The 26,081-nt window shown below is 74.0% G+C and carries 22 protein-coding genes, 1 tRNA gene, 3 pseudogenes and 1 riboswitch; of the genes and pseudogenes, 21 read left to right on the top strand and 5 right to left on the bottom strand.

What is annotated here, in order from left to right; translation table 11 throughout:
- Both L6E17_RS28805 and L6E17_RS28800 read right to left on the bottom strand, forming a co-directional pair.
- The coding region (locus L6E17_RS28805) for a DUF397 domain-containing protein (RefSeq protein WP_236243581.1) at positions 1-79 on the bottom strand (79 nt) is incomplete at its 3' end.
- Positions 76-909 carry a helix-turn-helix transcriptional regulator gene (locus tag L6E17_RS28800; RefSeq protein ID WP_236243580.1) on the bottom strand — a complete coding sequence of 278 codons (834 nt, stop codon included), beginning with the start codon at positions 907-909 and terminating at the stop codon, positions 76-78. The genes L6E17_RS28800 and L6E17_RS28805, both read right to left, overlap by 4 nt.
- A gap of 108 nt (positions 910-1,017) precedes the next feature.
- On the opposite strand from L6E17_RS28800, the gene L6E17_RS28795 reads away from it, so the two are divergent.
- The 7 genes and pseudogenes from L6E17_RS28795 to L6E17_RS28770 all read left to right on the top strand — a co-directional run bounded on the left by L6E17_RS28795 (position 1,018) and on the right by L6E17_RS28770 (position 7,402).
- The gene (locus L6E17_RS28795; protein WP_236243575.1) at positions 1,018-1,593 is read left to right on the top strand and encodes a hypothetical protein; all 576 of its coding nucleotides are present in this window, start codon (positions 1,018-1,020) and stop codon (positions 1,591-1,593) included.
- Positions 1,594-1,894: 301 nt separating this feature from the next.
- Positions 1,895-3,112, top strand: coding sequence for an IS110 family transposase (locus L6E17_RS28790; RefSeq protein WP_236238829.1), 1,218 nt, complete (start codon positions 1,895-1,897; stop codon positions 3,110-3,112).
- A 105-nt stretch (positions 3,113-3,217) separates the two neighbouring features.
- Positions 3,218-3,314: transfer RNA gene (locus L6E17_RS28785), tRNA-OTHER, on the top strand.
- Between the two features lie 77 nt (positions 3,315-3,391).
- Positions 3,392-3,523 carry a hypothetical protein gene (locus L6E17_RS30760; protein ID WP_268985756.1) on the top strand — a complete coding sequence of 44 codons (132 nt, stop codon included), beginning with the start codon at positions 3,392-3,394 and terminating at the stop codon, positions 3,521-3,523.
- 13 nt (positions 3,524-3,536) lie between these two features.
- Positions 3,537-4,715 (top strand): methyltransferase domain-containing protein, encoded by a 1,179-nt coding sequence (locus tag L6E17_RS28780; RefSeq protein ID WP_236243574.1) that lies wholly within the window; start codon positions 3,537-3,539, stop codon positions 4,713-4,715.
- A gap of 416 nt (positions 4,716-5,131) precedes the next feature.
- The gene (locus L6E17_RS28775) at positions 5,132-5,791 is read left to right on the top strand and encodes a hypothetical protein (RefSeq protein ID WP_236243573.1); all 660 of its coding nucleotides are present in this window, start codon (positions 5,132-5,134) and stop codon (positions 5,789-5,791) included.
- A pseudogene (locus tag L6E17_RS28770) lies at positions 5,788-7,402 on the top strand (serine/threonine-protein kinase). The gene L6E17_RS28775 and the pseudogene L6E17_RS28770 overlap by 4 nt, the downstream one beginning before the upstream one ends.
- Positions 7,403-7,582: 180 nt before the next feature.
- Here the strand turns inward: L6E17_RS28770 and L6E17_RS28765 are convergent.
- The 3 genes and pseudogenes from L6E17_RS28765 to L6E17_RS31250 form a co-directional block, all read right to left on the bottom strand.
- Positions 7,583-8,548: a class I SAM-dependent methyltransferase gene (locus L6E17_RS28765; protein WP_236243572.1), complete on the bottom strand. Its 966-nt coding sequence runs from the start codon at positions 8,546-8,548 to the stop codon at positions 7,583-7,585.
- Positions 8,533-10,089, bottom strand: coding sequence for a YfhO family protein (locus L6E17_RS31255; RefSeq protein WP_308315948.1), 1,557 nt, complete (start codon positions 10,087-10,089; stop codon positions 8,533-8,535). Before L6E17_RS31255 ends, L6E17_RS28765 begins: the two co-directional genes overlap by 16 nt.
- 77 nt (positions 10,090-10,166) lie before the next feature.
- A pseudogene (locus L6E17_RS31250) lies at positions 10,167-11,243 on the bottom strand (YfhO family protein); the annotation flags it as partial.
- Between L6E17_RS31250 and L6E17_RS28755 the strand changes: the two are divergent.
- From L6E17_RS28755 to L6E17_RS28690, 14 genes and pseudogenes are all read left to right on the top strand, one after another.
- A complete protein-coding gene (locus tag L6E17_RS28755) occupies positions 11,197-12,177 on the top strand; it encodes a glycosyltransferase family 2 protein (protein ID WP_236243571.1) in 981 nt (326 codons plus the stop codon). The pseudogene L6E17_RS31250 and the gene L6E17_RS28755 overlap by 47 nt on opposite strands.
- Positions 12,174-12,602 carry a GtrA family protein gene (locus L6E17_RS28750; RefSeq protein ID WP_236243570.1) on the top strand — a complete coding sequence of 143 codons (429 nt, stop codon included), beginning with the start codon at positions 12,174-12,176 and terminating at the stop codon, positions 12,600-12,602. The genes L6E17_RS28755 and L6E17_RS28750 overlap by 4 nt, the downstream gene beginning before the upstream one ends.
- A 124-nt stretch (positions 12,603-12,726) precedes the next feature.
- A complete protein-coding gene (locus L6E17_RS28745) occupies positions 12,727-13,377 on the top strand; it encodes a SurA N-terminal domain-containing protein (protein WP_236243579.1) in 651 nt (216 codons plus the stop codon).
- Between the two features lie 48 nt (positions 13,378-13,425).
- Complete coding sequence (locus L6E17_RS28740; RefSeq protein ID WP_236243569.1) at positions 13,426-14,400, top strand: nucleoside triphosphate pyrophosphohydrolase; 975 nt, start codon at positions 13,426-13,428, stop codon at positions 14,398-14,400.
- Positions 14,401-14,765: 365 nt separating this feature from the next.
- Positions 14,766-16,034, top strand: coding sequence for a cytochrome P450 (locus L6E17_RS28735; protein ID WP_236243568.1), 1,269 nt, complete (start codon positions 14,766-14,768; stop codon positions 16,032-16,034).
- Positions 16,035-16,212: 178 nt separating this feature from the next.
- The gene (locus L6E17_RS31245; protein ID WP_308315947.1) at positions 16,213-17,196 is read left to right on the top strand and encodes a transglycosylase family protein; all 984 of its coding nucleotides are present in this window, start codon (positions 16,213-16,215) and stop codon (positions 17,194-17,196) included.
- A gap of 259 nt (positions 17,197-17,455) precedes the next feature.
- Positions 17,456-17,634, top strand: a riboswitch (cyclic di-AMP (ydaO/yuaA leader).
- Positions 17,635-17,637: 3 nt separating this feature from the next.
- A pseudogene (locus L6E17_RS31740) lies at positions 17,638-18,028 on the top strand (transglycosylase family protein); the annotation flags it as partial.
- A gap of 188 nt (positions 18,029-18,216) precedes the next feature.
- Positions 18,217-18,354 (top strand): LysM peptidoglycan-binding domain-containing protein, encoded by a 138-nt coding sequence (locus L6E17_RS31735; protein ID WP_374109178.1) that lies wholly within the window; start codon positions 18,217-18,219, stop codon positions 18,352-18,354.
- A 299-nt stretch (positions 18,355-18,653) separates the two neighbouring features.
- Positions 18,654-19,943 carry a phosphopyruvate hydratase gene (gene eno / locus L6E17_RS28715; protein ID WP_236243566.1) on the top strand — a complete coding sequence of 430 codons (1,290 nt, stop codon included), beginning with the start codon at positions 18,654-18,656 and terminating at the stop codon, positions 19,941-19,943.
- A 115-nt stretch (positions 19,944-20,058) separates the two neighbouring features.
- Positions 20,059-20,535: a septum formation initiator family protein gene (locus tag L6E17_RS28710; protein ID WP_236243565.1), complete on the top strand. Its 477-nt coding sequence runs from the start codon at positions 20,059-20,061 to the stop codon at positions 20,533-20,535.
- A 35-nt stretch (positions 20,536-20,570) separates the two neighbouring features.
- Positions 20,571-21,110 carry a DUF501 domain-containing protein gene (locus tag L6E17_RS28705; protein WP_236243564.1) on the top strand — a complete coding sequence of 180 codons (540 nt, stop codon included), beginning with the start codon at positions 20,571-20,573 and terminating at the stop codon, positions 21,108-21,110.
- On the top strand, positions 21,107-22,021 hold the full coding sequence (locus tag L6E17_RS28700) for a Ppx/GppA phosphatase family protein (protein ID WP_236243563.1): 915 nt from the start codon (positions 21,107-21,109) through the stop codon (positions 22,019-22,021). The genes L6E17_RS28705 and L6E17_RS28700 overlap by 4 nt, the downstream gene beginning before the upstream one ends.
- A 527-nt stretch (positions 22,022-22,548) precedes the next feature.
- Complete coding sequence (locus tag L6E17_RS28695; protein ID WP_236243562.1) at positions 22,549-23,928, top strand: NAD(P)/FAD-dependent oxidoreductase; 1,380 nt, start codon at positions 22,549-22,551, stop codon at positions 23,926-23,928.
- A gap of 814 nt (positions 23,929-24,742) precedes the next feature.
- Positions 24,743-26,053 (top strand): cyclopropane-fatty-acyl-phospholipid synthase family protein, encoded by a 1,311-nt coding sequence (locus L6E17_RS28690; protein WP_236243561.1) that lies wholly within the window; start codon positions 24,743-24,745, stop codon positions 26,051-26,053.
- The last annotated feature ends 28 nt before the right edge of the window (positions 26,054-26,081 follow it).

The raw sequence follows: 26,081 nt of genomic DNA, 5'->3' as shown, positions 1-26,081 counted from the left end.
GCAGCATGGCGACCTCGACGCAGGCGCCGCCGTTGTCGCTGTAGGAGGACTTGACCCAACGGAGAGATACGGTCGTCACGGGGTGCCCTTTCGAAGCTGCTCGATCACGGCCACGGATGCCGCTTGGGACAGTGCTTCCGCCTGCAACTGATGGTATGCCGTCAGCATGGGCACTACAGAGGCGGTTTCCCGCTCAAGGTGGCCCTGCTGCGCAGACTCCGAGTACAGCATGAGCGAGCGGTCAGGCATCGTCAGTATGTAGACCGGCAGGTTCATCGGTCGTCGCACTCCGATGGAGAACAGCGCGATCTGCAAGAGGGTGTTGGGCTGCTCGGCGAACCTCAGCAGGCGCTCGCACTGTGCTTCCATGACCGTGGCGCCGCCGATCGGCCGGCGGATGCAGCTTTCGTCGAGCACGGCAAGGATCAAGGGCGAGGGAGTGCGCGCAAGCGCGGCTTGCCGTCGCGCTACGACATCGACGCGCTCAGCTGCCTGTTCGGCGGTGATGGCCCCCCGTCGTACCGCATCAGCCGCCAGAGCCTCCGCGTACTCCGGCGTTTGGAGCAGCCCCGGGATGACGCCCACCTCGTAGAGCCGGATCTCCGCTGCCCGGCCTTCGTAGCCCACGTACTCCGGGAAGCCCTCCAGCAGGCTGCCCTGGCGGAGTTCGCGCCACTGGCGTTCGAAGGTCTCCGTGCCCTCGATGCCGAAGGCGCGGTCCAGGCTGCGTGCGAACCGGAGGGTTGGAGGCTTCCGAGCAGTTTCCACTGCCGAGACGTGCACGCTGGAATATCCCGTGCGCTCAGCCAGCTCATCCTGTGTCCAGCGCTGCGCTTCCCGCAAGCTGCGCAAACGTGCCCCGTACGCCGCCTGAGGTGAGCTGTCCGGGTGTAACTCCTTGCGGTTCAGGGGACTTTCACCAGCCCTTCGTTCGGTTCCGATTGGTTGAATGGTTCCCCTCCATGGGCCACGCTGAACCTCCCTGAGTAGTGACGCCACTACGGAGAGGAGCGGGCTATGAGCCTGCCGTACTTCTCGGGGCAGGGGCGCACGTTCGCCGGATGGGCACCGCTCACTGCCGGGAACTCGAACGCGCACCACACCCCGCCCACCCCCGAACTGCCGGCACGGGTCCTCGCCGGGCTGGAGCGGTCGGCCGCGCCGCTCCCCGTCCTGGAGCCCGTCCCCGTGGACGGCTGCGACGTGTGCGGGGCGCTCGCCAGGCAGCGGGAGGAGGCCCGGTCCGCCGGCCGCCGCGGCGAAGTCGAGGAGTGCAACCGCGAGTTGGCGAGTCATCCGCACGAGCGAACCCGACCGGCGGTCAGGACGGCCACCGCCGTGGCCGGGGCCCGCCCGTCCCCCTTCACCCGCCCCTCCGACCTGCGGCCCGGGGCGGCCGTGTACGACCTGGGCGACGAGATGCCCGGCGTGGTGGCCGGATGCCACGGGCCCAGGGTGCGGCTCGTCCGCCCGACCGGCCGGCAGTGGGACGCCTACTGGAACCGGCTGCGGCCGGCCACCGACCGGGAGCGCGACCAGCTGCGGGGCCTGGCCCGACTCCATCGCGAGCGGCTCAAAGGGATCCACCGGTAGACCGCCGCCCCCGTGCCGGATGCCCCGTACCGGTTCCCCGTTATGTTTTCTGCGGCTCCGCAACGGGGCCGCTGGCCTCCGGGCCCGGCATGACTGTTGCCCCCTGTCGAAGGCATGACCTGGGGGGTGGTGTCACCGGGTCCGGGGGTGTTCGTCGGAGACGCTGATCAGAGGTCCGGCCACCGTCCGGTCCGGCGCAATGCCGGACAGTTCGCGGGCGGCAGGTCTGCATAACGTGGATGCGCGAGCACGACACCCGAGCCGAGGCCGGCACCGCCAACACCCCCTGGGAAGGGGCACGATGTTCGAGATCGAAGACGTGGGCGTGTTCCTGGGCCTGGACGTCGGCAAGAGTGCCCACCACGGTCATGGGCTCACCCCGGGCGGGAAGAAGGTCTTCGACAAACCGCTGCCCAACAGCGAGCCCAGGCTGCGGGCCGTCTTCGACAAGCTGCGCGACAAGTTCGGCACCGTCCTGGTGATCGTGGACCAGCCCGCCTCCATCGGCGCCCTGCCGCTGACCGTCGCCCGCGACGCCGGCTGCCAGGTCGCCTACCTGCCCGGACTCGCGATGCGCCGGATCGCCGACCTCTACCCGGGCGAGGCCAAGACCGACGCCAAAGACGCCGCCGTCATCGCGGACGCCGCACGGACTATGCCGCACACCCTGCGCTCGCTGGAACTGACCGACGAGATCACTGCCGAGCTCACCGTGCTCGTCGGCTTCGACCAGGACCTCGCCGCCGAGGCCACCCGCACCTCCAACCGGATACGCGGTCTGCTCACCCAGTTCCACCCCTCGCTGGAGCGCGTCCTGGGCCCGCGCCTGGACCACCAGGCCGTGACCTGGTTGCTGGAGCGCTACGGATCCCCGGCCGCCCTGCGCAAGGCAGGCCGCCGCAGACTCGTGGAGCTGATCCGCCCGAAGGCCCCGCGCATGGCCACCCGGCTGATCGACGACGTCTTCGACGCGCTCGACGAACAGACCGTCGTGGTCCCGGGCACCGGCACCCTCGACATCGTGATCCCCTCCCTGGCCGCCTCGCTCACCGCTGTTCACACCCAGCGCCGGGCGATGGAAGCCCAGATCAACGCTCTGCTGGAGGCTCACCCTCTTTCCCCGGTCCTGACGTCGATGCCCGGCGTCGGCGTCAGGACCGCCGCCGTCCTGCTGGTTACCGTCGGCGACGGCACCAGCTTCCCCACCGCCGCCCACCTCGCCTCCTACGCCGGCCTCGCACCCACCACGAAGCAGTCCGGGACCTCGATCCACGGCGAACACGCACCCCGAGGCGGAAACCGGCAGCTCAAACGGGCGATGTTCCTCTCGGCCTTCGCCTGCATGAACGCCGACCCGGCCTCCCGCACCTACTACGACAAGCAACGAGCCCGCGGCAAAACCCACACCCAGGCACTCCTCCGCCTCGCCCGCCAACGCATCAGCGTCCTGTTCGCCATGCTCCGCGACGGCACCTTCTACGAACCCCGGACACCGACGGACGTCGAACTCGCCGCATAGCTTCAGCAAGCCCGAACCACCCGAAACCCGACAGAGGTGCCTTGACGAAAGACATAGAGGCACCCCCCCCACCGCCGGGACCGGCCCGGCACGGGGGTGGCACCACCCCTGGTAGCTCAGTCAGGAAGAGCCCGCGCGCGGGAGCTCGTACACCTCACCCGTGAAGCGCGCGGAGACCCCGGTTCGAGTCCGGGCCAGGGGACGGCCCACCCGGCGGCCGTGTGACGGTCGGCCGGCAAGTGCCGCGCACCCGGCAGACAGAGACAAAGGAGACACGCCATGACCCTTTCCGAGAAGACCCACCGCACCGGCGTCGGCGGCGACGGCCTGCCGGGCGAGCCCTACCTCGGCCCCCACCAGCCGCCCACCCCGGACGGCGGGCCCGGCGTCCCCAACCCGCCCAAGAAGTAGGGCCGCCACCACCGTGACCACCCACGCACACCAGGACCGCCCCGGCCGCACGGAGCTGGGGCGCGTCCTCATGACCGGCGGCGCCCTCTCCCCGGACTGGGCGCCCGCCTACACGAACGTCCCCCGCGCGGCGTTCCTGCCGGACCTGATGTGGCCCTTCGACATGGCGTCCGGGCGCAGTGTGCCCGTCTCCCGGAGCGACGACCCGCAGACCTGGCAGGGCTACGCGGACGCCGACGTGCCGATCGTGACCCAGTGGGACGACGGCCGGCACCGGGGCGCCGCACCGGGGGCGGAGCCCACCTCGTCCGCGTCCATGCCGAGCGTCGTCTTCCGCATGCTGCGGGACCTGGACGCCTCCCCGGGCCACCGCACCTTGGAGATCGGTACCGGCACCGGCTGGAACGCCGCCCTCCTGGCGTACCGGCTGGGCGCAGGGAACGTCGTGACCGTCGAGGTGGACCGGGCTGTGGCGGCTGCCGCGCGCACGGCACTGGAACGGTTCGGCCTGCCCGTCCGCGTCATCCACGGCGACGGCTCCGCGGGTTGGCCCGACGCCGCGCCGTACGACCGGATCACCGCCACGTGCGGGCTGCGGACCATCCCGTACGCGTGGGTGGACCAGTGCCGGCCGCACGGGGTGATCGTGGCCCCGTGGGGGACGCCCTGGGGGAACGGTGACGCGGTGGCCCGGCTGGTGGTCGCCGGGGACGGGCGCAGCGCGTCGGGGGCGTTCACCGGGCCGGTGGAGTTCATGAAGCTGCGGGCCCAGCGGATCGCCCCGCCGGTCCACGGGGAGTACGTGACCGGGGGCGTGGGGGACCGTGCCACGTCCTCCACCGAGCTGTCGGAGGCGGCCTTCCTGGGGGAGAGCAGGTTCAGCCTCCAGCGGTTCGCGGTGGGGCTGCGCGTGCGCGACTGCGTGCACGTGGTGGCCGAGAAGCGCGAGGGCGCACGGCCCGTGTGGCTGTACGGCCTCGGTGACCGGTCGTGGGCGTGCGTGCTGTTCCGCGACGCGGGCACGGCGTCGGTATGGCAGTCCGGCCCCCGCCGCCTGTGGGACGAGGCCGAGGCGGCCCACCAGTGGTGGCGGGACAGGGGCGAGCCCGGTCACGAGCGCTTCGGGCTCACCGTGACGGCGGAAGGGCAGAGCGCCTGGCTGGACGACCTGGCCGACCCCTGGCCGGTCTGACCACCTCCGCGACCGCCCCGCTCGCGCGCTGCCCGTGGCGCGCGAGCGGGGCCTCGCTCACACGGGTTCGGCTCGGGCGGCGCGCCCGAGGCGCGGTCGCCTCCCCGCCGGGCGCCGAGCGCCGGGCGCCGAGCACCGAGCACCGAGTGCCGGGGCCGGTACCCGTACCGGAGCTGCCGCCCTTGGGCGGGGCCGCGGCTCCGCTCCGCCCGTACGGCAGACCCCCGCCGACCGAGCCGCACCGACCGGTCCCCACCGCGGCCTCGACCCCGCCGGCCCCACCCCGCGCACGCCCCCGCGGCCCCGCCAGGGCCGCGGGCCCGCGGCAGGGTCACAGGTCGGGTACAGGTCGGGGTGGATGTCGGCGTGGCTGTATACCCTCGACCACGTCACCCACACGTCGTCAGGAGGGCGCCATGTACGGCTACGGCCACGGCCCCGGCACCCCGCCGCCACGGCGCACGCCCACGCACGTCGTCGTGTGGCGCGTGCTGTTCGCCGTGCTGCCGCTGCTGAGCATCGGCTTCCTCACCGGCGCCGCGATGCTGCGGCTGGCGATCGTCACGCGGCGCCCCCGCGACTGGTGGCTGTTCGGCCTGTCGATCGTGACCACGATCGGCTGCCTGATGCTCACGAGCTCCGACCCGGAGTCCGTGCGCAACAGCTTCGCCGCCGGCGCCATGCTGCTGAACGCGGCGCTGTTCACCGGGTACTTCCTGTACGCGGACATCCGCCACCACGACACCGGGAGCACCGCCCCGGCGCGCGTCCCCGCAGCGCCGTCGCCGTACGCCCGCACCCACCCGCAGACTCCGGCGCCGGGCGGCTACGGCTACCCGCAGCAGGCGGGGCAGGCCCGGCCGCCGCAGCCCAACCCGTACGCGCAGACGCCCCCGCACACGCGGACACCGCCGCCGCACACGTCGGCGGCCCCGCATGCGCACACCCCGCCGCACGCCACCCCGCAGCCGCAGGCGACGCCCCGGCCGCAGGGCCCGCCGTCGTCGCGCATCCACCAGGTCCGCGCCGAACTCGACGAGCTCAGCGACCTCCTCCGCAAAGACGAGCGCCCGTGAACGGACGGGTCATCACCGACCGGTACGAACTCTCCGGCATCATCGGCCAGGGCGGCATGGGCCAGGTCTGGACGGCCTACGACCGGCGGCTCGACCGCCGGGTCGCCGTCAAGCTGCTGCGCCCCGACCACATGGCGCCCGCCACCGCCGCGGAGGAGATGCGCCGCCGCTTCGTCCGCGAGTGCCGCGTCACCGCCCAGGTCGCCCACCCGGGGCTGGTCACCGTCCACGACGCGGGCAGCGACGGCGACGACCTGTACCTCGTCATGCAGTACGTCGAGGGCGCCGACCTCGCCGACCACCTGGCTGAGCACGACCCCTACCCCTGGCCGTGGGCGGTGGCCGTCGCCGCCCAGCTGTGCGCGGTCCTCGCCGCCGTGCACGCCGTGCCCATCGTGCACCGCGACCTCAAGCCGCGGAACGTCATGGTGAAGCCCGACGGCACCGTCACCGTGCTCGACCTGGGCATCGCCTCCGTCCTGGACACCGACACCACCCGGCTCACCCACACCGGATCGCCCATCGGCAGCCCCGCCTACATGGCGCCCGAGCAGGCCATGGGCGGCGCCGTCGGCCCGTGCACCGACCTGTACGCCCTCGGGGTGCTGCTGCACGAACTGCTCAGCGGCAACGTGCCCTTCGCCGCCTCCACCGTCCTCGGCGTGCTGCACCGCCATCTGTACGAGGCGCCGCCGCCCGTCCGGCAACTGCGCCCCGAGGTGCCCGAGCCGCTGGAGGCCCTGGTGCTGCGGCTCCTCGCCAAGGACCCGAAGGACCGGCCGTCCGGCGCGCAGGAGGTGTACGAGGCGCTGGCGCCGCTCCTGCCGGACCGGTCCGCGGTGCCGGTGCCGGCACCGATGGATCCGACGCGGCCGTTCCTGCGGCCGCTGGCCCCCTGGCCCGACCGCCCCGCGGGCCCCGCCGCCCCCGTCCCCGCTCCCCAGCCCGTACCGCAGGGGACCCCGCCCCCGCAGCGGACGCCGCTGCCCGTGCCGCCCCGCCGGCGCGGCCGCCGTCCGTGCCCGCCCCCGCCGCGTCCCGCACCGACGTGGCGTCGGCCGTCGACGAGGTGAAGCGCCTGCTGGGGAGGGCCGCATCACGCAGGCCGTCGACCTGCTGGGCGCGATCCTCCCGGCGGCCGCCGCCGAGCACGGCGAGCAGTCGGCGGTGGTGCGGATCCTGCGCCGGCAGTACGCGACGACGCTCATGGACGACGGCCAGTACCGGCGGGCCCTGCCCGAGCTGCGCCGCCTCGCCGACGAGCGCGCCGCCGAGGCCGGCCCCGGCGACCCGCAGACCCTCCGGTACCGGTACGACGCGGCCCTCTGCCTGGAGCAGCTCGGCGAGGCCGCCGCCGCGCTCGCGGAGTACCGGGCGCTCCTGCCGTACCACGAGAGCAGCGCCCGGCAGCCGGGCGGCGACCCGTCCAGGGCCTTCGACATCCGGCACCGCATCGGCCACCTGCTGCTCACCACCGGCGAGCACAGCGCGGCCCACCAGCAGTTCCAGAACCTGCTGTACGACACGGAGCGGGTGTACGGGCCCTACCACCCGCTCCCGGCGGAGCTCCGCCGCGCCCTCCACCACCAGCAGCAGGTCCGCGGCCGGTGACCCGGAAGGCCACGGGCCGTCAGGGGCCCCGTAGCGGCTGGTGACCGGCGGGCCGCGGGCCGTCGGGGGACCCGGTCGTCGGCGGCCGGTGACCAGGGAGCGGCGCGGCCTCAGCGGGCCCGGCCGCAGGCCCCGGACGGCCCGGCCGCACGCCCCGGCCGCACGCCCCGGCCGGACGCCTCAGACGGTCCGGAAGTACGCCGAGTCCGCGACCCGGCCGAGGTGCGTGCCCCGCACCGCAGACCCGGTCGGGCCGTCCTCGGACGGGGGCCTGTCCTCCACCAGGGTCGTGCCCGCGGCCCGCACCGGGTCCGCCGCGCCCTGACCGCCCGCGGCCGCCCGGTGGTCGGGGAGCCCCGCGCCGCCGCCGGGAGCGGAAGGGGCGGCGTCCGGGCCCGGCGCCCCCGCGGGAACGACCACCAGGGCGCCCGGCGCCGCCAGGTCCCGTACCGCCTCCGCGTCCCGCGCGTCGGCCAGCAGCACCACCCCGTAGCGCCGGTCCGCCAGCCGCGCCCGCACCTCCGCGTCCGCGAGCGCGCCCCGCACCAGCCGGGCGGCCCCGCCGTCGGCGCCGCCCAGCGCCAGGTTCGCCCGCACCGCCTCCTCGCGGGGCGCCGCCCCCTCCGGCGCGTCCACCAGGGTCAGCCGCGCCTCGACGCCCCCGCGCCCCAGCATCCGCCGCAGCGCCGCCGCGAACAGCCCGTGCCCGGCGCCCGCCTCCAGCACCTCCAGCACGTCCCCGCCGCCCCGGCCGGCCAGCAGCGGCACCGCCGCCAGCCGCCCGCACACGTCCGACAGGGCCCCGCCGACCGCCCCCACACCCAGGGCCTCCAGCGCCACCACCTGCCGGTACACCACCGCGACATCGCCCCGCGCCCGCTCGGCGGGCGCACCCGTCACCGCGCACACCTCGCCCACCAGCCGGTCCACCTGAGGGGCCGTCGGCATGCGGTGGCCGTCCCGCCCCGGCTCGCCGAGCAGCAGGCCCAGCCCGTAGCTCTGCCGCCGCAGATCGGCCACCTCGTGGTGCAGGGCGTCCAGATCCTTCTGGAACGCGTGCGTCACACGCTCCATACGCTGCTCGACCAGGGTGAACGCCGGCCGCAGCACCCGCGTCACCAGCCGGTTACTCAGAAGAGAGGCCATGCCGGGCAAGCTACGCCGCGTCGATCGGCTCCCGGCCGACGGCACGGTGTCGTACGGGTGAACTCCCCGTGGCCGCCTCCGGCGCGGCGCCCGCAGCCCCGGCGCGCCGCCGCGCCCGCAGGACGCCCCAGGCCGCCCAGACGAGCAGCGCACCCACCCCGGCGGCGAGCCCGGCACGCAGCCCCGGCGGCCGGAACGTGCAGCTCAGCGCGGTCCGCCCGGACAGCTCCACGGCGACCAGGCCCAGGTACTCGCCCGCCGGCCTGCCCTGGCACCGCCAACCCGCGATGCGGGGCGCCGCCAGCACGGCCAGACCGTCCGCGCCCGCCGGGAACACGGCGCGGACCCCGTCGCTCCGCACGTCCACCGCCGGAGCACCGCCCGCCGCCGCCTCCAGCGCGGCGACCGCCGCCGCGAACCGGCCGCGGTCCAGGCAGCCGACACTGCCCTGCGGCACCGCGCCCCTGCCGCGCCACGCCACCTTCGTGCCCGCCGCGACCTGCGGGCCGAGCGCCTCCATGGCGGCCCGCCGCCGGGGCAGCCCGCCGCGCAGCTTCGGCCGTGCGGCCCCCGGTGCCGAGGCGGGCCGTGCCGGTGAAGTCCGGCGCCCACACGAAGACGTCGCTGCCGACCGGGCACACGCCGTCGGTGGGCAGGTCGTAGACGCGGGCGCCGAGCAGCAGCTCCTGGTTGCGGAACGCGGACGGCCCGTACCGCAGCGCCCGCCGCGCCCCCTCCGACAGGCCGGTCCGCACGGTGACCAGCGGCAGCACCCGCGCGTTCCGGACGATCCCGTCCCCCTCCCGCCAGCGGGCGCCCACCGAGAACAGCGCGTCCGTGACCGGGTTGTCGAGGCTCTGCACATTGCGGCCGTTCGACGTCCAGCCGCCGCCGAGCGCGGCCAGCGTCCTGGTCCACACGTCCGGGGTGTGGCTGCTGTAGTACGACGCGCCCTGGCCGCCGAGCAGCAGCGGGTCGTTGCCGGTGATCTCGGGCCGCCCCGGGTCGGTGCGGTACCGCGGCCACCCGTCGGCCGCCGCCAGGGCGCCGGCCCGCTCGGTGTGCCGCGCGCCCCACGGCGGGTAGTGGTCGAGCCGCGCGGGCCGCTCCCGGTCGGCGTACGCCGTGGTGGCGGCGGCCTGCACGACCAGCGCGCCGGCCAGCAGCACCCCGCCCGCCGCCCGCACGGCCCGCGCGCCGCCCCGCCGGCGCAGCAGCAGCACCCCGCACGCCGCCACCGCGAGGCCGCCGCCGAACAGCGCGAACGCCGGTCCCGTGGACAGCGGGCTGTACACGGCGGCGAGCGCCACCGCGGCCAGTACGCCGGCGCCGCCGAGCAGCGCCCGCGCGCCCGGCCAGCCGTGGGCGGCGGCACGCCACGCGGCCAGCACCACCAGCCCCGCCACCACGAACGTCTGCCGGTACGGGCTGCCGTTCGGCGTGGCGAAGACGTGCCACACCAGGTGCGTCGGCTCCCACTGGAGCGACAGCAGGGCGCCCGCCGCGAGCCCGCCCCACACCCACCGCTCGCGCACCGGCACGCCCCGTGGAAGGGCAGGGCCGCGGCCAGCAGCAGCGCCCCCGCGCCCAGGAACAGCGCCGGCGTGAAGAAGCTGTACGTGGCGGGGAGCGCCCGCGCCGCCAGGTCGGTCCAGTCGGCCGGCGAGAACGCGCGCGTCCAGCCAGGGTAGGCGTGCCGCGACCCCAGGAACACGGGCGCGAGGACCGGCGCGGCCAGCCCGACACCCAGCAGCACCGTCGCCGCGGCCCTGCCCCACACCCGCAGCGGCATGCGCAGCCCGCCGCGGGCCGCCAGCACCAGGGCGGCGCCGATCGTCGCCATGTAGGCGGTGTAGAAGTTGGCCGTCCACACCAGGGCCACGGCCAGCGGCGCCAGCACCGGCCGGCGGCCCTCCCGCCCCCACTCCGCGACCAGGCACAGCAGCGGGAAGCCGACGAGCCCGTCCAGCCACATCGGGTTGTACGCGGCCTCGATCACCGACCAGCCGCACAGCGCGTAGGACGCCCCCAGCACGGCGGCGGCCCACCGGCTGCCGGCCCCCCTGCCGTGGCGCAGCAGCAGCAGGGCCATGAGCGCGGCGGCCGCGGACGTCTTCAGGACCGTGACGACGTACACGGCGAGGTCGATCCGGTCCCGCGGGAAGACCCCGACGAGCAGGGCGAACGGGCTGGTCAGATACGTGCCCAGGTCGGGCAGCAGGCTGGTGCCGAACCCGGCCCGCCAGTTCAGCAGCGGCCCGCCGGCCCGCCCGTGCAGCAGGTCCCACAGGTACGCGTGGTACGGCACGAACTGGTTGCCCAGGTCGTTCACGGCGCGGGTGCGCTCCCCGAAGGGGAAGGTGCGGGCCGCGGCGTCGCCCGCGCACACGGCGAGCGCGACGAGGAACGCGGCGGGACCGCCCACCCGGGCGGCGGCCGCGCGGGGCCGGCGCCCGGGGGAGGGCCCGGCGGCGGAGGGCGGTGCGGCGGAGGGAGTCGCGGCGGAAGTCGGGGACGGAACCACGCCCCGAAATATGCCAGCGCGCTGACGGGGAAATCGCCCGCCCGCAGGCGAGTTCACCGGATGTCCGTCTGCGCGCAATGGGACGCCCGCGCACCCGACACGCGCCGGGGATGTGGTGAACGCCGTGCTGATCTCGATTGTGGTGCCGTGCTTCGACGAGGAAGAGATCATCGGCCGCTTCCACGAGCGGGTGACCGAGGAGATCTCCGGATACGGAGTGGAATGCGAGCTCGTCTACGTCGACGACGGCAGTCGCGACGGGACGCTCGCCCTGCTGCGCGAGCGGGCCGCCGCGGACCCCCGCGTCCGCTACGTCTCCTTCAGCCGGAACTTCGGCAAGGAGGCCGCCATCCTCGCCGGGCTGCGGCACGCCGAGGGCGACGCGGTGGTCCTCATGGACGCCGACCTCCAGCACCCGCCCGAGCTGGTGGGCCGCATGCTGGAGCTGCACGCAGAGGGCCACGACCAGGTGATCGCCCGCCGCAGCCGCACCGGCGACCGCGTCACCCGCACCCTGCTGGCCCGCGCCTACTACCGGGTGATCAACCGGCTCGTCGACGTGGAGCTCGTCGACGGCGTCGGCGACTTCCGGCTGCTGTCCCGGCGCACCGTCGACGCGGTCCTGGACCTCACCGAGTACAACCGCTTCTCGAAGGGCCTCTTCGCCTGGGTCGGATTCCGCACGGCGACCTTCTCGTACGAGAACGCCACCCGCGAGCAGGGCCGCTCCAAATGGACGTTCGGGAAACTCCTCAATTACGGCCTCGACGGCCTGCTGTCCTTCAACAACAAACCGCTCAGGGCCGCGCTCTACCTCGGAATGGCACTGGTCGCCGCGGCTTGCGTGTATGCGGCATGGATCGTCGGCGACGCCCTCGTGAACGGTGTCGACACCCCCGGATACACCACCCTCCTGGTGGCGGTCACCGCCCTCGCAGGGGTCCAGATGGTGATGCTCGGCGTCATCGGGGAGTATGTGGGCCGTATCTACTACGAGGTGAAGCGGCGCCCGCACTTCCTGGTGCAGGAGACCGACGCCGCGCCGGCGCGCCGGCCGGCCCGCCGGGTCCGCCGACCGTCCGCAGAGGAGCTCACGCGCACATGACCGGCGTCAGCGGCCAGATCGTCAGGTTCGCCCTCGTGGGGGTGGTGAACACCGGCACGTACTACGGCATGTACCTGCTGTTCCTGGCGCTGGGCCTGCCGTACGTCGCCGCGCACGTCGTCGCGTTCCTGCTGTCGATGGTGGGCTCGTTCTTCCTGAACAGCCACTTCACCTACCGCACCCGGCCCACGTGGCGGAAGTTCCTGCTGTTCCCGCTGACGAACGCGGCGAACTTCGTGATCACCACGGTGGGCGTGTACCTGCTGGTCGACGTGGCCGGGATGGCGGACACGTACGCGCCGCTGCTGGCGGCGGCCGCGGCGATCCCGATCACCTTCGTCGTCTCCCGGACGATCATGCTGCGTCCCGAGACCCCCCGGGACCGTGAATCGTTGGCAGATGTGGCAGAAGTGGCTCCGAAGTAGTGGCCTGGGCCACAACCACTGCTTACCATCGATCACCGCAAGGTCGTTACCGCGTTTCCCCGGGGGACGCCCCCGGACCCCCAGCCGACGTACGACCCACGCCGGGAGGCCCCCTTTGCACCGCCTGCACCGTCGCCGCCGCACCGCGATCCTGACCGTGTCCGCCGCCCTGGTCGCGGCCCCGCTCCTCACCGCCTGCGGCAGCGAGGCCCACCCGGGGGCGGCGGCCGTGGTGGGCGGTGACCGCATCCAGACCGCCGCGCTCCAGGCCCAGGTCCGGGAGGTCCGCGCCGCGCAGGAGGCGTCACCCCAGGCCGAGCAGCTGATCAAGGCCACGGGCGACCTCAGCCGGGAGAAGCTCAACGGCATGATCTTCGACCGGGTGGTCGAGAAGGTCGCCGCGGACGCCGGGGTGAGCGCCACCCGCAAGGAGGTCCAGCAGACCCGCAAGACCGCCGCCGAGCAGTACGGCGGCGACGCGCAGTTCGCCGCGATGCTCCTCCAGCAGCAGGGCATCGCCCCCGACGAGATCGACACCGTCGTCCGCCGCAACATCCTCATGAACAAGGTGGCCGACAAGCACGGCATCACCAACAGCCCCGAGGGCCAGAAGAAGCTCATGGAGCTGTTCTCCACCGCCTCCGAGTCCCTCGACATCGAGGTGAACCCGCGCTACGGCACCTGGGACGACGAGAACATCCAGCTCGGCCGGTACGAGGCGCCCTGGATCCGGCAGCTCACCCGCGACCCGGCGACGGGCCCCGAAGGGCTGTAGACCCCGCCGGGCGCGGGGGCGCGCGGCGGCGGGCGGTAGGTTCGTGGGGTGAACGTCGAAGCCCCCGCAGCCGGCCGCATCGTCCTCCTCACCGCCAGCCACCGGGTGGCCCCCGGACTGCTGTCCTGGCCCGCCTGGCAGGTCCTGCACGCCGCCGACCGGGTGCTCTGCGCCGACCCGCACCACCCGCAGCTGCCGTACCTCCGCGAGGCGGGCGTCACCGTCGACCTCGCGGAGCCCGCGGCGCAGGACCTGGCCGCCTGGTGCGCGGACGGCGCCCGCACCGCGGTGGTCCTGGCGTCCGGCGAGGGCGACCGGGCGCTCACCGACGGCCTGGCCCGCCTCGCCGGCTCCGGCCGCGCCGCCCTGCCCGACCTGGAGCTGCTCCCTGGCTCGTACGACCTGCCGGGGGCCCGGCTGCTGGACCTCGTCGAGGTCATGGACCGCATCCGCCGCGCGTGCCCCTGGTCGTCCCGGCAGACCCACCGGGGCCTCGCCAAGTACGCCATCGAGGAGGCGTACGAGCTGGTGGAGGCGATCGAGGACGGCGAGCGCGGGGAGCTGCGGGAGGAACTCGGCGACGTCCTGCTCCAGGTGGTCTTCCACGCCCGCATCGCGGAGGAGGACCCGGAGGAGCCGTTCTCGCTCGACGACGTGGCGGCCACCCTCGTCGACAAGCTCGTCCACCGCCACCCGCACGTCTTCGGCGACGAGCACGCCGAGACGCCCGAGGAGGTCAAGGCGCACTGGCTGCGCACGAAGGCGGCGGAGAAGCAGCGCACGTCCGTGACGGACGGCATCCCGCTGGGTCAGCCCGGCCTCGCCCTGGCGGCCAAGCTCGCGAGCCGCGTCCGCACGGCGGGCCTGGACGTCCCGCTGCCCGGCGGGCAGGGCGTCGGCTACGAGCTGCTGGCCATGGCCGTGCGCGCGGAGGCGGACGGCGTCGACCCCGAGGCCGCCCTTCGCGCGGCCGCCCGCGCCTACCGCGACGCCATCCGCACGGCGGAACGCCCGCAGGCGTGACCCCCGCGTCGGGACCCCCGGGCGCCCGGGACCTCCGGGACGCCTGGCGCCCTCTGCGACGCCTGGGGCCCCTGCGACGCCTGGGGCCTTTGGGGTCCTTGGGACCCTAGGACGTCCCAAGGACCCTGGGGCGGCGGGCGGCGGGCCTCCGGGGCAGGGCGTCCCGCTGGGGCGGCGGGCGGCGGGCCTCCGGGGCAGGGCGTCCCGTTGGGGCGGCGGGCGGCGGGCCTCTGGGGCAGGGCGTCCCGTTGGGGCGGCGGGCGGCGGGCCTCTGGGGCAGGGCGTCCCGTTGGGGCGGCGGGCGGCGGGCCTCCGGCGCGGGGCGTGCCCGTCCGGGCTGCCGGGCGGGCGGATACCGTCGGGGGGTGAACGTCCCGCACCACGGCCCCGACACCCCGCCCGAGCTCTTCACCTGGGAGTTCGCCGCCGACCCGTACCCGGCGTACGCCTGGCTGCGGGAGCACGCGCCCGTCCACCGGACGCGGCTGCCCAGCGGCGTCGACGCCTGGCTGGTCACCCGGTACGCCGACGCCCGGCAGGCGCTCGCCGACCAGCGGCTCAGCAAGAACCCCGCGCACCACGACGAGCCCGCCCACGCCAAGGGCAGGACGGGCATCCCGGGGGAGCGCAAGGCCGAGCTGATGACGCACCTGCTCAACATCGACCCGCCGGACCACACCCGGCTGCGCCGGCTCGTGTCGAAGGCGTTCACGCCGCGCCGGGTCGCCGCGTTCGCGCCCCGCGTGCAGGAGCTGACCGACTCGCTGATCGACGACTTCGCCGCAAAGGGCGAGGCCGACCTCATCCACGACTTCGCCTTCCCCCTCCCCATTTACGCGATTTGCGACCTGCTCGGCGTGCCGCGGGAGGACCAGGACGACTTCCGCGACTGGGCAGGCCAGATGATCCGGCACGGCAACGCCCCCCGCGGCGGCGTCGCCAGGGCCGTGAAGCGGATGCGGGCCTACCTCGTGGAGCTCATCCACCGCAAGCGCGAGGACCGGGGGCACGAGGGGGCGGAGGACCTGATCTCCGGGCTCATCCGCGCCTCCGACCACGGCGAGCACCTCACCGAGAACGAGGCCGCCGCCATGGCGTTCATCCTGCTGTTCGCCGGCTTCGAGACCACCGTCAACCTCATCGGGAACGGCACGTACGCCCTGCTGCGCCACCCCGCGCAGCGCGCGCGCCTCCAGCGCTCCCTGGCCGCGGGGGAGACCGGCCTGCTCGCCACCGGTGTGGAGGAACTCCTGCGCTACGACGGGCCCGTGGAGCTCGCCACCTGGCGGTTCGCCACCGAGCCGCTCACCCTCGGCGGGCAGGCGATCGGACGCGGCGACCCCGTCCTCGTCGTGCTCGCCGCCGCCGACCGCGACCCGGAGCGGTTCGCCGACCCCGACACCCTGGACCTCGCCCGGACCGACAACCAGCATCTGGGGTACGGGCACGGCATCCACTACTGCCTGGGCGCACCGCTCGCCCGGCTGGAGGGGCAGACCGCGCTGGCGACCCTGCTGACCCGCCTCCCCGACCTCGACCTCGCGGTGGAACCGGACGAACTCCGGTGGCGCGGCGGGCTCATCATGCGGGGGCTGCGCACCCTACCTGTCCGGTTCACCCCGGAAAGGCCGTGACACTCCGTCAAGGCTGTGATCTACGCGTGATCTCCTCTGCATCGACTTGTGATGCACGTGCGAATGGCCTACGTTCACCGTCACCTCAGCAGTCACGCGAAAGGCCCAACGCATGCGCTCCGGGAACGGACGACACCGTCGCCCCCGTCAGGCTCCTGCCCTCGTCGTCGCGGCGGGGGTGACCGGATCAGCGATCGCCCTGCCCCTGCTCGGTGCCGGCTCCGCGTCGGCGGCGGACGCCGCGACCTGGGACCGGGTCGCCGAGTGCGAGACCGGCGGGCTGTGGAGCGCGGACCTCGGCAACGGCTACTACGGCGGGCTGCAGTTCTCCCAGGAGACCTGGCAGGCGTACGGCGGCACCGACTACGCGCCCCGCGCCGACCTGGCCACCCGCGCCGAGCAGATGGCCGTGGCCGAGCGGGTGTTCGCGGCGCAGGGCGCGAAGGCGTGGGAGACCTGCGCGCCGATCGCCGGCCTGGGTACCGCGGTCGGCGGCGGAGCCGCCGCCACGACCCCGCCGGGCAGCGGCCAGGAGACCACCGCCACCGGCGAGGACACGGCCGAGGCCGGCGCGGCCGACGACACGGCCGACCAGGGGGTGAGGGCGGCACCTCCGACACGTCGGAATCGTCCGGTGCCGCCGAGGGCGCCGCCGGACCGGACGCGGCCTCCACCGGGTCCGCCGCTCCCGGCGCCTCCGCCCCCGCCTCCCCGTCCGCGCAGCCCTCCACCGCGCCCGCCGAGGAGGACGGGACCGAGGCCGCCGCCGAGGGGAGCGCGGTGCCCGCCCCCGGCACCGCCCCGACCCCGCGCCCGGTACCGGCAAGCACCGCGGCGAACCGGCCAAGGAGGAGGCCGCGGAGGACTCCGAGGCACCCGGCACCGAGGGCGCGGAGGCGACCGCTCCGGGAGCGGTGGCCGAGGAGCGGGGACCGGGCGGCACGCCTCGCGCGGCGACGCCGCGGCACGGGGCCTCGACGGCGCCCCGGCCGACGGCACGTACACGGTGCAGCCGGGCGACAACCTGTGGGCCATCGCGGACACCCACGAGGTGCCCGGCGGCTGGACGGCGCTCTACGGCGCGAACCGCGAGGTCGTGGGTGATGACCCCGACCTCATCCTGCCTGGTCAGAGCCTCGATCTGGGGCAGGAACAAGGGTAGTTACGGGCGGAATGTCCGCTTCCGTCGAAGTGAGACAAGAGTCTCTTCGCTCCAAGTGGCTCCCAGTCGCCCCCAAGTCGCCGCAGTCCAGGGCTCACCTGCACAAATGCACGACAAAAGGGGGCGCACGCGCCGGGTTTGAGCCCGATGTCCCCCTTTGAACTCGCACCGGCTTTCTGTTTACGGTCATGACCGCTCGCCACCGCGGGCCCCGCCGACCGGTACGCCGAATCCTGCCGACGGCCGACGGGAACAGTCGACGCTTCGCGCGCCGCAGGCAGGAGCGGGGGACCCAAGGTAAGTGCCGGGTCCGGCCGTCGAGAGACGGCCGGCCACCGGCTTGGGGTGAAGCCGCGCGTCCGACAGGGCGCACACGCGGCCGGGCGACTCCCCGCCCGAACCCGACAGCTCACCTCGCAGGCGTCGGTGAGGAGATACGCCATGCTGCTTTCCGGCAAGGGCAAGCACCGTCGCCCGTCCAAGGCCGTCCGATTCGCCGCGTTCGCCGGGATCACCGGCGCCGCCGTGGCCGCGCCGCTGATGGCCGCCACCAACGCCAACGCCGCCACCGCCGCGGAGTGGGACCGCGTCGCCCAGTGCGAGTCCGGCGGCAACTGGTCCATCAACACCGGCAACGGCTACTACGGCGGCCTGCAGTTCAGCGCCTCCACCTGGGCCGCGTACGGCGGCACCAAGTACGCCCCGACGGCCAACCTGGCCAGCAAGTCCCAGCAGATCGACATAGCCGAGAAGGTCCTCGCGGGCCAGGGCAAGGGCGCCTGGCCGCACTGCGGCGTGGGCCTGTCCAACGCCGCGTACGGCGGCGGTGCCGCCCAGGCCGCGCCGAAGGCCCAGCCCAAGCCGAAGGCGCAGCCCAAGGCCCAGGCCGCGCCGAAGGCGCAGCCGAAGGCCGCGCAGTCCGAGGACCGCGCCTCGCGCGCCGAGACCCGCTCGTCCGCCCCGTCCACCGCCCCGGCCAAGCCGAAGGCGGTCAAGAAGGGCGACGGCGAGTACACCGTCGTGGCCGGCGACACCCTCGGCACCATCGCCGAGAAGCAGGGCGTGAAGGGCGGCTGGAAGAAGCTCTTCGAGCTCAACGAGGACATCGTCGAGGACGCCGACCTCATCTACCCGGGCCAGCAGCTCCACCTGAGCTGACCGGCCGCACCGGACCGGCCCCGGCCCGACGCGCCCTCCCCCGTGCGCGTCGGGCCGGGGCCTCCTTCCGTCCATGGCAAACCATCAGAAAACGGGCCAGGACGGATGAGAAAAGCCCTGCTCATCGGGGTTACCCGCTGGTAGGAATGGTGTCCATTCGTCCGGAACCACCGGTCTTTGTGTCCTTTTTCGTCCCAGGGGGCGGGCAGTCGCCGGGCGCGGCGGCCCCGCCGGTTAGGCTCTTGCCGCAAGGCCAAAGATCCTGCACTCCACGCGTCACATCCCAGAAGGAGATGCTCGTGCCGTCCATCGACGTCGTCGTAGCCCGGGAAATCCTGGACTCCCGAGGCAATCCCACGGTCGAGGTCGAGGTCGGCCTCGACGACGGCAGCACCGGCCGTGCTGCCGTGCCGTCCGGTGCCTCCACCGGAGCGTTCGAGGCCCTCGAGCTCCGCGACGGTGACAAGGACCGCTACCTCGGCAAGGGTGTCGAGAAGGCCGTGCTCGCCGTCATCGAGCAGATCGGCCCGGAGCTCGTCGGCTACGACGCCACCGAGCAGCGGCTGATCGACCAGGCGATGTTCGACCTGGACGCCACCCCGGACAAGTCCTCGCTCGGCGCCAACGCCATCCTCGGCGTCTCCCTCGCCGTGGCCCACGCCGCCGCCGAGGCGTCCGACCTGCCGCTCTTCCGCTACCTCGGCGGCCCGAACGCGCACCTGCTGCCGGTGCCCATGATGAACATCCTGAACGGCGGCTCGCACGCCGACTCCAACGTGGACATCCAGGAGTTCATGATCGCCCCGATCGGCGCGGAGTCCTTCTCCGAGGCCCTGCGCTGGGGCACCGAGGTCTACCACACCCTCAAGAAGGTCCTGAAGGACAAGGGCCTGTCCACCGGCCTCGGCGACGAGGGCGGCTTCGCCCCGAACCTGGACTCCAACCGCGCCGCGCTCGACCTCATCGTGGAGGCCATCAAGCAGGCCGGCTACACCCCGGGCAAGGACATCGCCCTGGCGCTCGACGTCGCCGCGTCCGAGTTCTACAAGGACGGCGCCTACGCGTTCGAGGGCAAGTCCCGCACGGCCGCCGAGATGACCGACTACTACGCCGAGCTCGTCGAGGCGTACCCGCTGGTCTCCATCGAGGACCCGCTGTTCGAGGACGACTGGGACGGCTGGAAGACCATCACCGAGAAGCTCGGCTCCCGGGTCCAGCTCGTCGGTGACGACCTGTTCGTCACCAACCCGGAGCGCCTGGCCCGCGGCATCGAGGAGAGCGCCGCCAACGCCCTGCTCGTCAAGGTGAACCAGATCGGCTCGCTCACCGAGACCCTGGACGCCGTCGAGCTGGCCCAGCGCAACGGCTTCAAGTGCATGATGTCCCACCGCTCCGGCGAGACCGAGGACGTCACCATCGCCGACCTCGCCGTCGCCACCAACTGCGGCCAGATCAAGACCGGCGCCCCGGCCCGCTCCGAGCGCGTCGCCAAGTACAACCAGCTGCTGCGCATCGAGGAGATCCTCGACGACGCCGCGGTGTACGCCGGCCGCAGCGCCTTCCCGCGGTTCCGCTCCGCCAACCAGTAGGCGCGGCGGGCACCGGGTCCGCTGACCCGGTGGTTCGCGGACGTCCCCGGCCACGGTCCCGTACCGTGTCCGGGGACGTCGTACGTGTACGTGGGGGCGAAGGAGGAGCGAGCCGATGGCGACGCAGAACCGGGACCGGTTCTCCACCGCGACCAGGCTGCGGCTGCTGGGCGAGCAGACCGCCGCCCGCGTCTACCGCTCCCAGAACCGCCGCCAGGCGCGCCGCTCCCGGCTCACCGGCCGGGCCGCGTTCCTCGCCCTCGTCGTCTGCTCGATGATCGTGGCGCTCGCCTACCCGATGCGGCAGTACGTCTCCCAGCGCGGCGAGATCGCCGAGCAGGAGCGGCTCGCCGAGGAGGCCGCGGCCCGCGTCGAGGAGCTGCGCGACGAGAAGGCCCGCCTCCAGGACGACGCCTACATCCGGCGCCTCGCCCGCGAGCACCTGCACTACGTGATGCCCGGCGAGACCGCCTTCACCATGAACGACCCCGAGGCGGCGCCCGAGCGCCGCCAGGACCAGGAAGGCAGCGGCCGGCCCTGGTACTCGAACGTCTGGGACGGCGTCGACCGCGCCGTCCAGCAGGACCGCTAGTACGCCCACAGGAACAAGGCAGGCACAAGGCAGGCATGGAAACGCCCCCTCCGCAGACCGAACGCACCGAGCCGACCGAGGCCGACGTCGCGGCGTTCAAGGAACAGCTCGGCCGCCCGCCGCGCGGCCTGCGGGCCATCGCGCACCGCTGCCCCTGCGGCGAGCCCGACGTGGTGGAGACCGCCCCCCGGCTCCCCGACGGCACGCCCTTCCCGACGACGTACTACCTCACGTGCCCCCGCGCCAACTCGGCGATCGGCACGCTGGAGGCGAACGGCGTCATGAAGGAGATGACGGAGCGGCTGGAGCAGGACCCGGAACTCGCCGCCGCCTACCGCGCCGCGCACGAGGACTACCTCGCCCGCCGCGACGCCATCGAGGTCCTGGAGGGCTTCCCCAGCGCCGGCGGCATGCCCGACCGCGTGAAGTGCCTGCACGTCCTGGTGGCCCACTCCCTGGTGGCGGGCCCCGGCGTGAACCCGCTGGGCGACGAGGCCCTCGCCATGCTCCCGGAGTGGTGGGCGAAGGGCCCGTGCGTCCAGGTGGACCGCGCGGAAGAGGGGGGCGCACGGTGACGCGTGTGGCGGCCGTCGACTGCGGCACCAACTCCATCCGCCTGCTCGTGGCGGACGTGGACCCGGAGACCGACGAGGTCGTCGACCTCGACCGCCGGATGACGATCGTCCGCCTCGGGCAGGGCGTGGACCGCACGGGCCGGCTGGCGCCCGAGGCGCTGGAGCGCACCTTCGCGGCCTGCCGCGAGTACGCCGCCGTCATCGAGGAACTCGGCGCGCAGAAGCTCCGCTTCGTGGCGACCTCCGCGTCCCGGGACGCGGAGAACCGCGACGACTTCGTCCGCGGCGTGCGCGACATCCTGGGCGTCGAGCCCGAGGTGGTCACCGGCGACCAGGAGGCCGACTTCTCCTTCACGGGCGCCACCAAGGAGCTCGACGGCACCGACACCTACCTCGTCGTGGACATCGGCGGCGGCTCCACCGAGTTCGTGGTCGGCACGGAACACGCGCGGGCGGCCCGCTCGGTGGACATCGGCTGCGTCCGCCTGACGGAGCGCCACGTGCGGACCGACCCGCCGTCGCGGGACGAGGTGGCGGCGATCAGCGCCGACGTCCGGGCCGCCCTGGACCTGGCCGAGCAGACCGTGCCGCTGCGCGAGGCGGACACGCTGGTGGGCCTCGCCGGCTCGGTGACGACGGTCGCGGCCGTCGCCCTGGGCCTGGAGGCGTACGACTCCTCGGTCATCCACGGCTCCCGCATCTCCGCCGAGCAGGTCGCGGAGGTCACCGACCGGCTCCTGGCCATGACCCACGACGAGCGCGCCGCGATCCCGGTCATCCACCCGGGCCGGGTCGACGTGATCATCGCCGGGGCGCTGGTCCTGCGGGAGGTCATGGAGCGGGTCGGCGCCCGCGAGGTGGTCGTGTCCGAACACGACATCCTGGACGGGATCGCCCTCTCGCTGGTGTAGGGGGCGGGGGAGGAACGCGGGGCGGCGGCGTCCGCCCGGCACCGGCGGGCGGGTCGGGGGCACCCCCTGCCGGTGTCCCCGGCGTCGGCGCCCCCGGTGTGGTCTTACACGTGCGCGGCCTGCCGCAGGGGTGCCCGCCAGCCATGGGAAAGGGGTACTGACCCCCGTCCGACGGCCCGTCGGAAAAGGTTCGTGAAGTTCTTCACAAGGAAAAGGGCCCTGAAGGGGGTCGTCGGGGTCATGGAGGCCCTTGCGATCACCTGTCAGGGCCGCTTCACGCCCGTGTTCCGTAAGCGGAAGCGGGTTTCCGACGGGTGAACCGAAGGGCCCCTCCGCGGTTGCCAAGACCTCTCCGGGCCAGTTCACGGGGGGTGAGGGGGAGGTGGACAACGTCTTCCGTCACACCGTGGTTCCCGGCCCGTGCCATGACATCGGTCACGTGGGCGGCGCAGTGTAGCAGAGGTCGCGTCGGACCTTGTGAAGGGGCGCACGAGCGACCCCTCGGATGGGGGTGGATACTCGATGGCATGAGCACCACGGAGCGTCCCAGGATCCTCGTAGTAGGCGGTGGGTACGTAGGCCTGTACGCAGCTCGCCGCATCCTGAAGAAGATGCGCTACGGCGAGGCGACCGTCACGGTCGTCGACCCGCGCTCGTACATGACGTACCAGCCCTTCCTCCCCGAAGCCGCCGCCGGCAGCATCTCGCCGCGGCACGTCGTCGTCCCGCTGCGACGCGTGCTGCCCAAGGCCGAGGTCCTCACCGGCCGGGTCACCACCATCGACCAGGACCGGAAGGTCGCGACGATCGCCCCGCTCGTGGGCGAGGCGTACGAGCTGCCGTTCGACTACCTGGTCGTCGCGCTGGGCGCGGTCTCCCGCACCTTCCCGATCCCCGGCCTCGCCGAGCAGGGCATCGGCATGAAGGGCATCGAGGAGGCCATCGGCCTGCGCAACCACGTGCTGGAGCAGCTCGACAAGGCCGACTCGACCACCGACGAGGAGGTCCGCCGCAGGGCGCTGACCTTCGTCTTCGTCGGCGGTGGCTTCGCGGGTGCGGAGACCATCGGCGAGGTCGAGGACATGGCCCGCGACGCCGCCAAGTACTACAAGAACGTGTCCCGAGAGGACATGCGCTTCGTCCTGGTGGACGCCGCCGACAAGATCCTCCCCGAGGTCGGCCCCAAGCTCGGCACGTGGGGCAGGGAGCACCTTGAGGGCCGCGGCATCGAGGTCTACCTCAACACCTCCATGGACTCCTGCGTCGACGGCCACGTGGTGCTGAAGAACGGCCTGGAGGTCGACTCCAACACCATCGTGTGGACCGCCGGCGTCAAGCCGAACCCGGCGCTGTCCCGCTTCGGCCTCCCGCTCGGCCCCCGCGGCCACGTCGACTGCGAGCCGACGCTCCAGGTCAAGGGCACCGACTACATCTGGGCCGCGGGCGACAACGCCCAGGTCCCGGACCTCGTCGGCCGCAAGGCGGGCAACGAGAACGCCTGGTGCCCGCCGAACGCCCAGCACGCGCTGCGCCAGGCCAAGGTCCTCGGCGACAACGTGGTCTCCGGCATGCGGGGCTTCCCGCAGAAGGAGTACGAGCACGCCAACAAGGGTGCCGTCGCGGGTCTCGGCCTGCACAAGGGCGTGGCGATGATCGTCATGGGCAAGATGAAGATCAAGCTCAAGGGCCGTCTCGCCTGGTACATGCACCGCGGCTACCACGGTCTGGCCATGCCGACCTGGAACCGCAAGATCCGCATCTTCGCGGACTGGACGCTCGCGATGTTCCTGAAGCGCGAGGTCGTGTCGCTCGGCGCGATCGAGTCGCCGCGCGAGGAGTTCTACGAGGCGGCCAAGCCGGCGCCGGCGCCCGCGGCGGCGAAGCCGGAGAAGGCCAAGGCCTCCTGATCCGGCCGTTCTGAAGGGCCGCCCGCCATCCGTGGTGCGGGCGGCCCTTCGGCGTACCCGCGGCCGCCGAGGCGCCCCGGCCCCCGGGCGCCTCACGGAGCCCCCGCGGGCCGCTGCATGCCGCTGACCGGCGGGGCGCCGGCGTACGGAGGCACCCGCGGGCAGCACCCGCAACGGACCCGCCGGACCGCCCGGACCGGCCCCACCAGCACCGCCCCCACCAGCACCGCCCACACCTGGCCCTGGCGGGATCGCTCACGCTCGGCGTCCGGGGAGGGGCGTCCACGCCCGGAGCCCGGGAAGGGCCGCCCACACCCGGCCCTGGTGGGATCGCCCGCGCCTGCCCCGGCGGGATCGCCCGTGCTCGGCCCCGGCAGGGTCGCCCATGCCTCGCCCCGGCAGCACCGCCCACGCCCGGCCCTGGCGGGATCGCCCGCGCTCGGCGCCCGGGGAGGATCGCCCATGCCCGGCCCCGGGACGACCCTCCGGACCGAAGGCCGGGAGGAGCCGCCCGCACCAGCCCCGGGACGACCGCCTGCCGGCCCCGCGAGTGCCGCCGGGACCAGCCCCGGGACGACCGCCCGCGCCGGCCGCCGAGGGGGATCGATCGCTCCGACCTGCGGGCGGCCCGTGCGCGGGCGTGAAGGTGAGCGTGCGGGGACCCGGTGAGCCGGGCGTGCGGGGGCGCGGCGCTCCGGGGCGTGGCGTGCGGAGGGCTGCGACTTCGCGTGGTTTGGGGACTGCTTTCCTGCGGCCCGGGGTGTTTTCGTTGGTGCTGAGCATTTCCTGCGATGGCGTCATGGAGGTGTGCACCATGTCCGACACCGCTTCCCGGCTGGCCGCGCTCGCCGAGGACCTGACGGGTGTTCCGCTCCCCCTGCGGGTCCGCGCCTGGGACGGCAGCGAGGCGGGGCCGCCCGGCGGCGACGTGCCCGTCCTGGTCGTCCGCCACCGCCGCGCCCTGCGCCGGCTGCTGTGGAAGCCGGGCGAACTCGGCCTGGCCAGGGGCTGGGTCGCCGGCGACCTGGACGTCGAGGGCGACCTGTACGACGCGCTGGACCGTATCGCCGGCCCCGTCTGGGAGGGGCCGCACACCGCGCCGAGCGTGCGGGACCCGCGGGTCCGGGAGGCCGCCGCGGAACTGCTGCGGCTGGCCGGCCCGTGGCCGCCGCCCCCGCCGCCGGCCGAGGAGGTCCGGCGCCGCCGCGGCCCGCTGCACACCAGAGGGCGGGACCGGCGGGCGATCAGCCACCACTACGACGTCGGCAACGCCTTCTACGCACTCGTCCTCGGCCCGTCCATGGTCTACTCGTGCGCCTACTGGACGGAGGGCGGCACCCTGGAGACCGCCCAGCACGACAAGATGGAACTGGTCTGCCGCAAGCTCGGCCTCAAGGAGGGCGACCGGCTGCTCGACGTCGGCTGCGGCTGGGGCTCCATGGCCCTGCACGCCGCCCGCCACCACGGCGTCACCGTCGTCGGTGTCACCCTCAGCACCGAGCAGGCCGGATACGCCCGCAAGCGGATCGCCGACGAGGGGCTCGCGGACCGGATCGAGATCCGCGTACAGGACTACCGGGACGTGCGCGACGGGCCGTACGACGCGATCTCGTCGATCGGGATGGCCGAGCACGTCGGCGCGGTCGCCTACCGGCAGTACGCCGACACCCTGTACGGCCTGCTGAAGCCCGGCGGCCGGCTCCTCAACCACCAGATCTCCCGCCGCCCGGAGCCGGACGAGGGAGCGTACCGCGTCGACCCGTTCATCGACGCGTACGTCTTCCCCGACGGGGAGCTCGCGCCCGTGGGCCGCACCACCGCGCTGCTGGAGGAGGCCGGTTTCGAGGTCCGGGACCTCGAAGCGCTGCGGGAGCACTACGCGCTGACGCTCCGCCGCTGGGTGGCACGCCTGGAGGACCGCTGGGACGAGGCGGTACGCCTCACGTCCCCGGCCCGCGCCCGGGTGTGGCGGCTCTACATGGCGGCCTCGGCCGTGTCGTTCGAACGGGGCCGGATCGGCGTCAACCAGATCCTCGCCGTGAAGACCCCCGCCGCGGGTCCCGGCACTGGCGCCTCCGGCATGCCGCTGCGCAGCCGCACCTGGGGTGGTGGCGTCACCGCCTGACGGCCTGCCACGTGGAAAGTCGGCCTGC

The organism is Streptomyces sp. CC228A (genome assembly GCF_021390935.1).
Classification (GTDB): domain Bacteria; phylum Actinomycetota; class Actinomycetes; order Streptomycetales; family Streptomycetaceae; genus Streptomyces.
Note: the sequence above shows the minus strand (reverse complement) of the source record. Positions and strands in the feature narration are given on the sequence as shown.

Coding starts and splice junctions, on each gene's coding strand:
- L6E17_RS28795 (WP_236243575.1), top strand. CDS start 1,018: ATGAGCCTGCCGTACTTCTCGGGGCAGGGGCGCACGTTCGCCGGATGG.
- L6E17_RS28790 (WP_236238829.1), top strand. CDS start 1,895: ATGTTCGAGATCGAAGACGTGGGCGTGTTCCTGGGCCTGGACGTCGGC.
- L6E17_RS30760 (WP_268985756.1), top strand. CDS start 3,392: ATGACCCTTTCCGAGAAGACCCACCGCACCGGCGTCGGCGGCGACGGC.
- L6E17_RS28775 (WP_236243573.1), top strand. CDS start 5,132: ATGTACGGCTACGGCCACGGCCCCGGCACCCCGCCGCCACGGCGCACG.
- L6E17_RS28765 (WP_236243572.1), bottom strand. CDS start 8,548: ATGGCCTCTCTTCTGAGTAACCGGCTGGTGACGCGGGTGCTGCGGCCG.
- L6E17_RS28750 (WP_236243570.1), top strand. CDS start 12,174: ATGACCGGCGTCAGCGGCCAGATCGTCAGGTTCGCCCTCGTGGGGGTG.
- L6E17_RS28710 (WP_236243565.1), top strand. CDS start 20,059: ATGGCGACGCAGAACCGGGACCGGTTCTCCACCGCGACCAGGCTGCGG.
- L6E17_RS28705 (WP_236243564.1), top strand. CDS start 20,571: ATGGAAACGCCCCCTCCGCAGACCGAACGCACCGAGCCGACCGAGGCC.
- L6E17_RS28695 (WP_236243562.1), top strand. CDS start 22,549: ATGAGCACCACGGAGCGTCCCAGGATCCTCGTAGTAGGCGGTGGGTAC.
- L6E17_RS28690 (WP_236243561.1), top strand. CDS start 24,743: ATGTCCGACACCGCTTCCCGGCTGGCCGCGCTCGCCGAGGACCTGACG.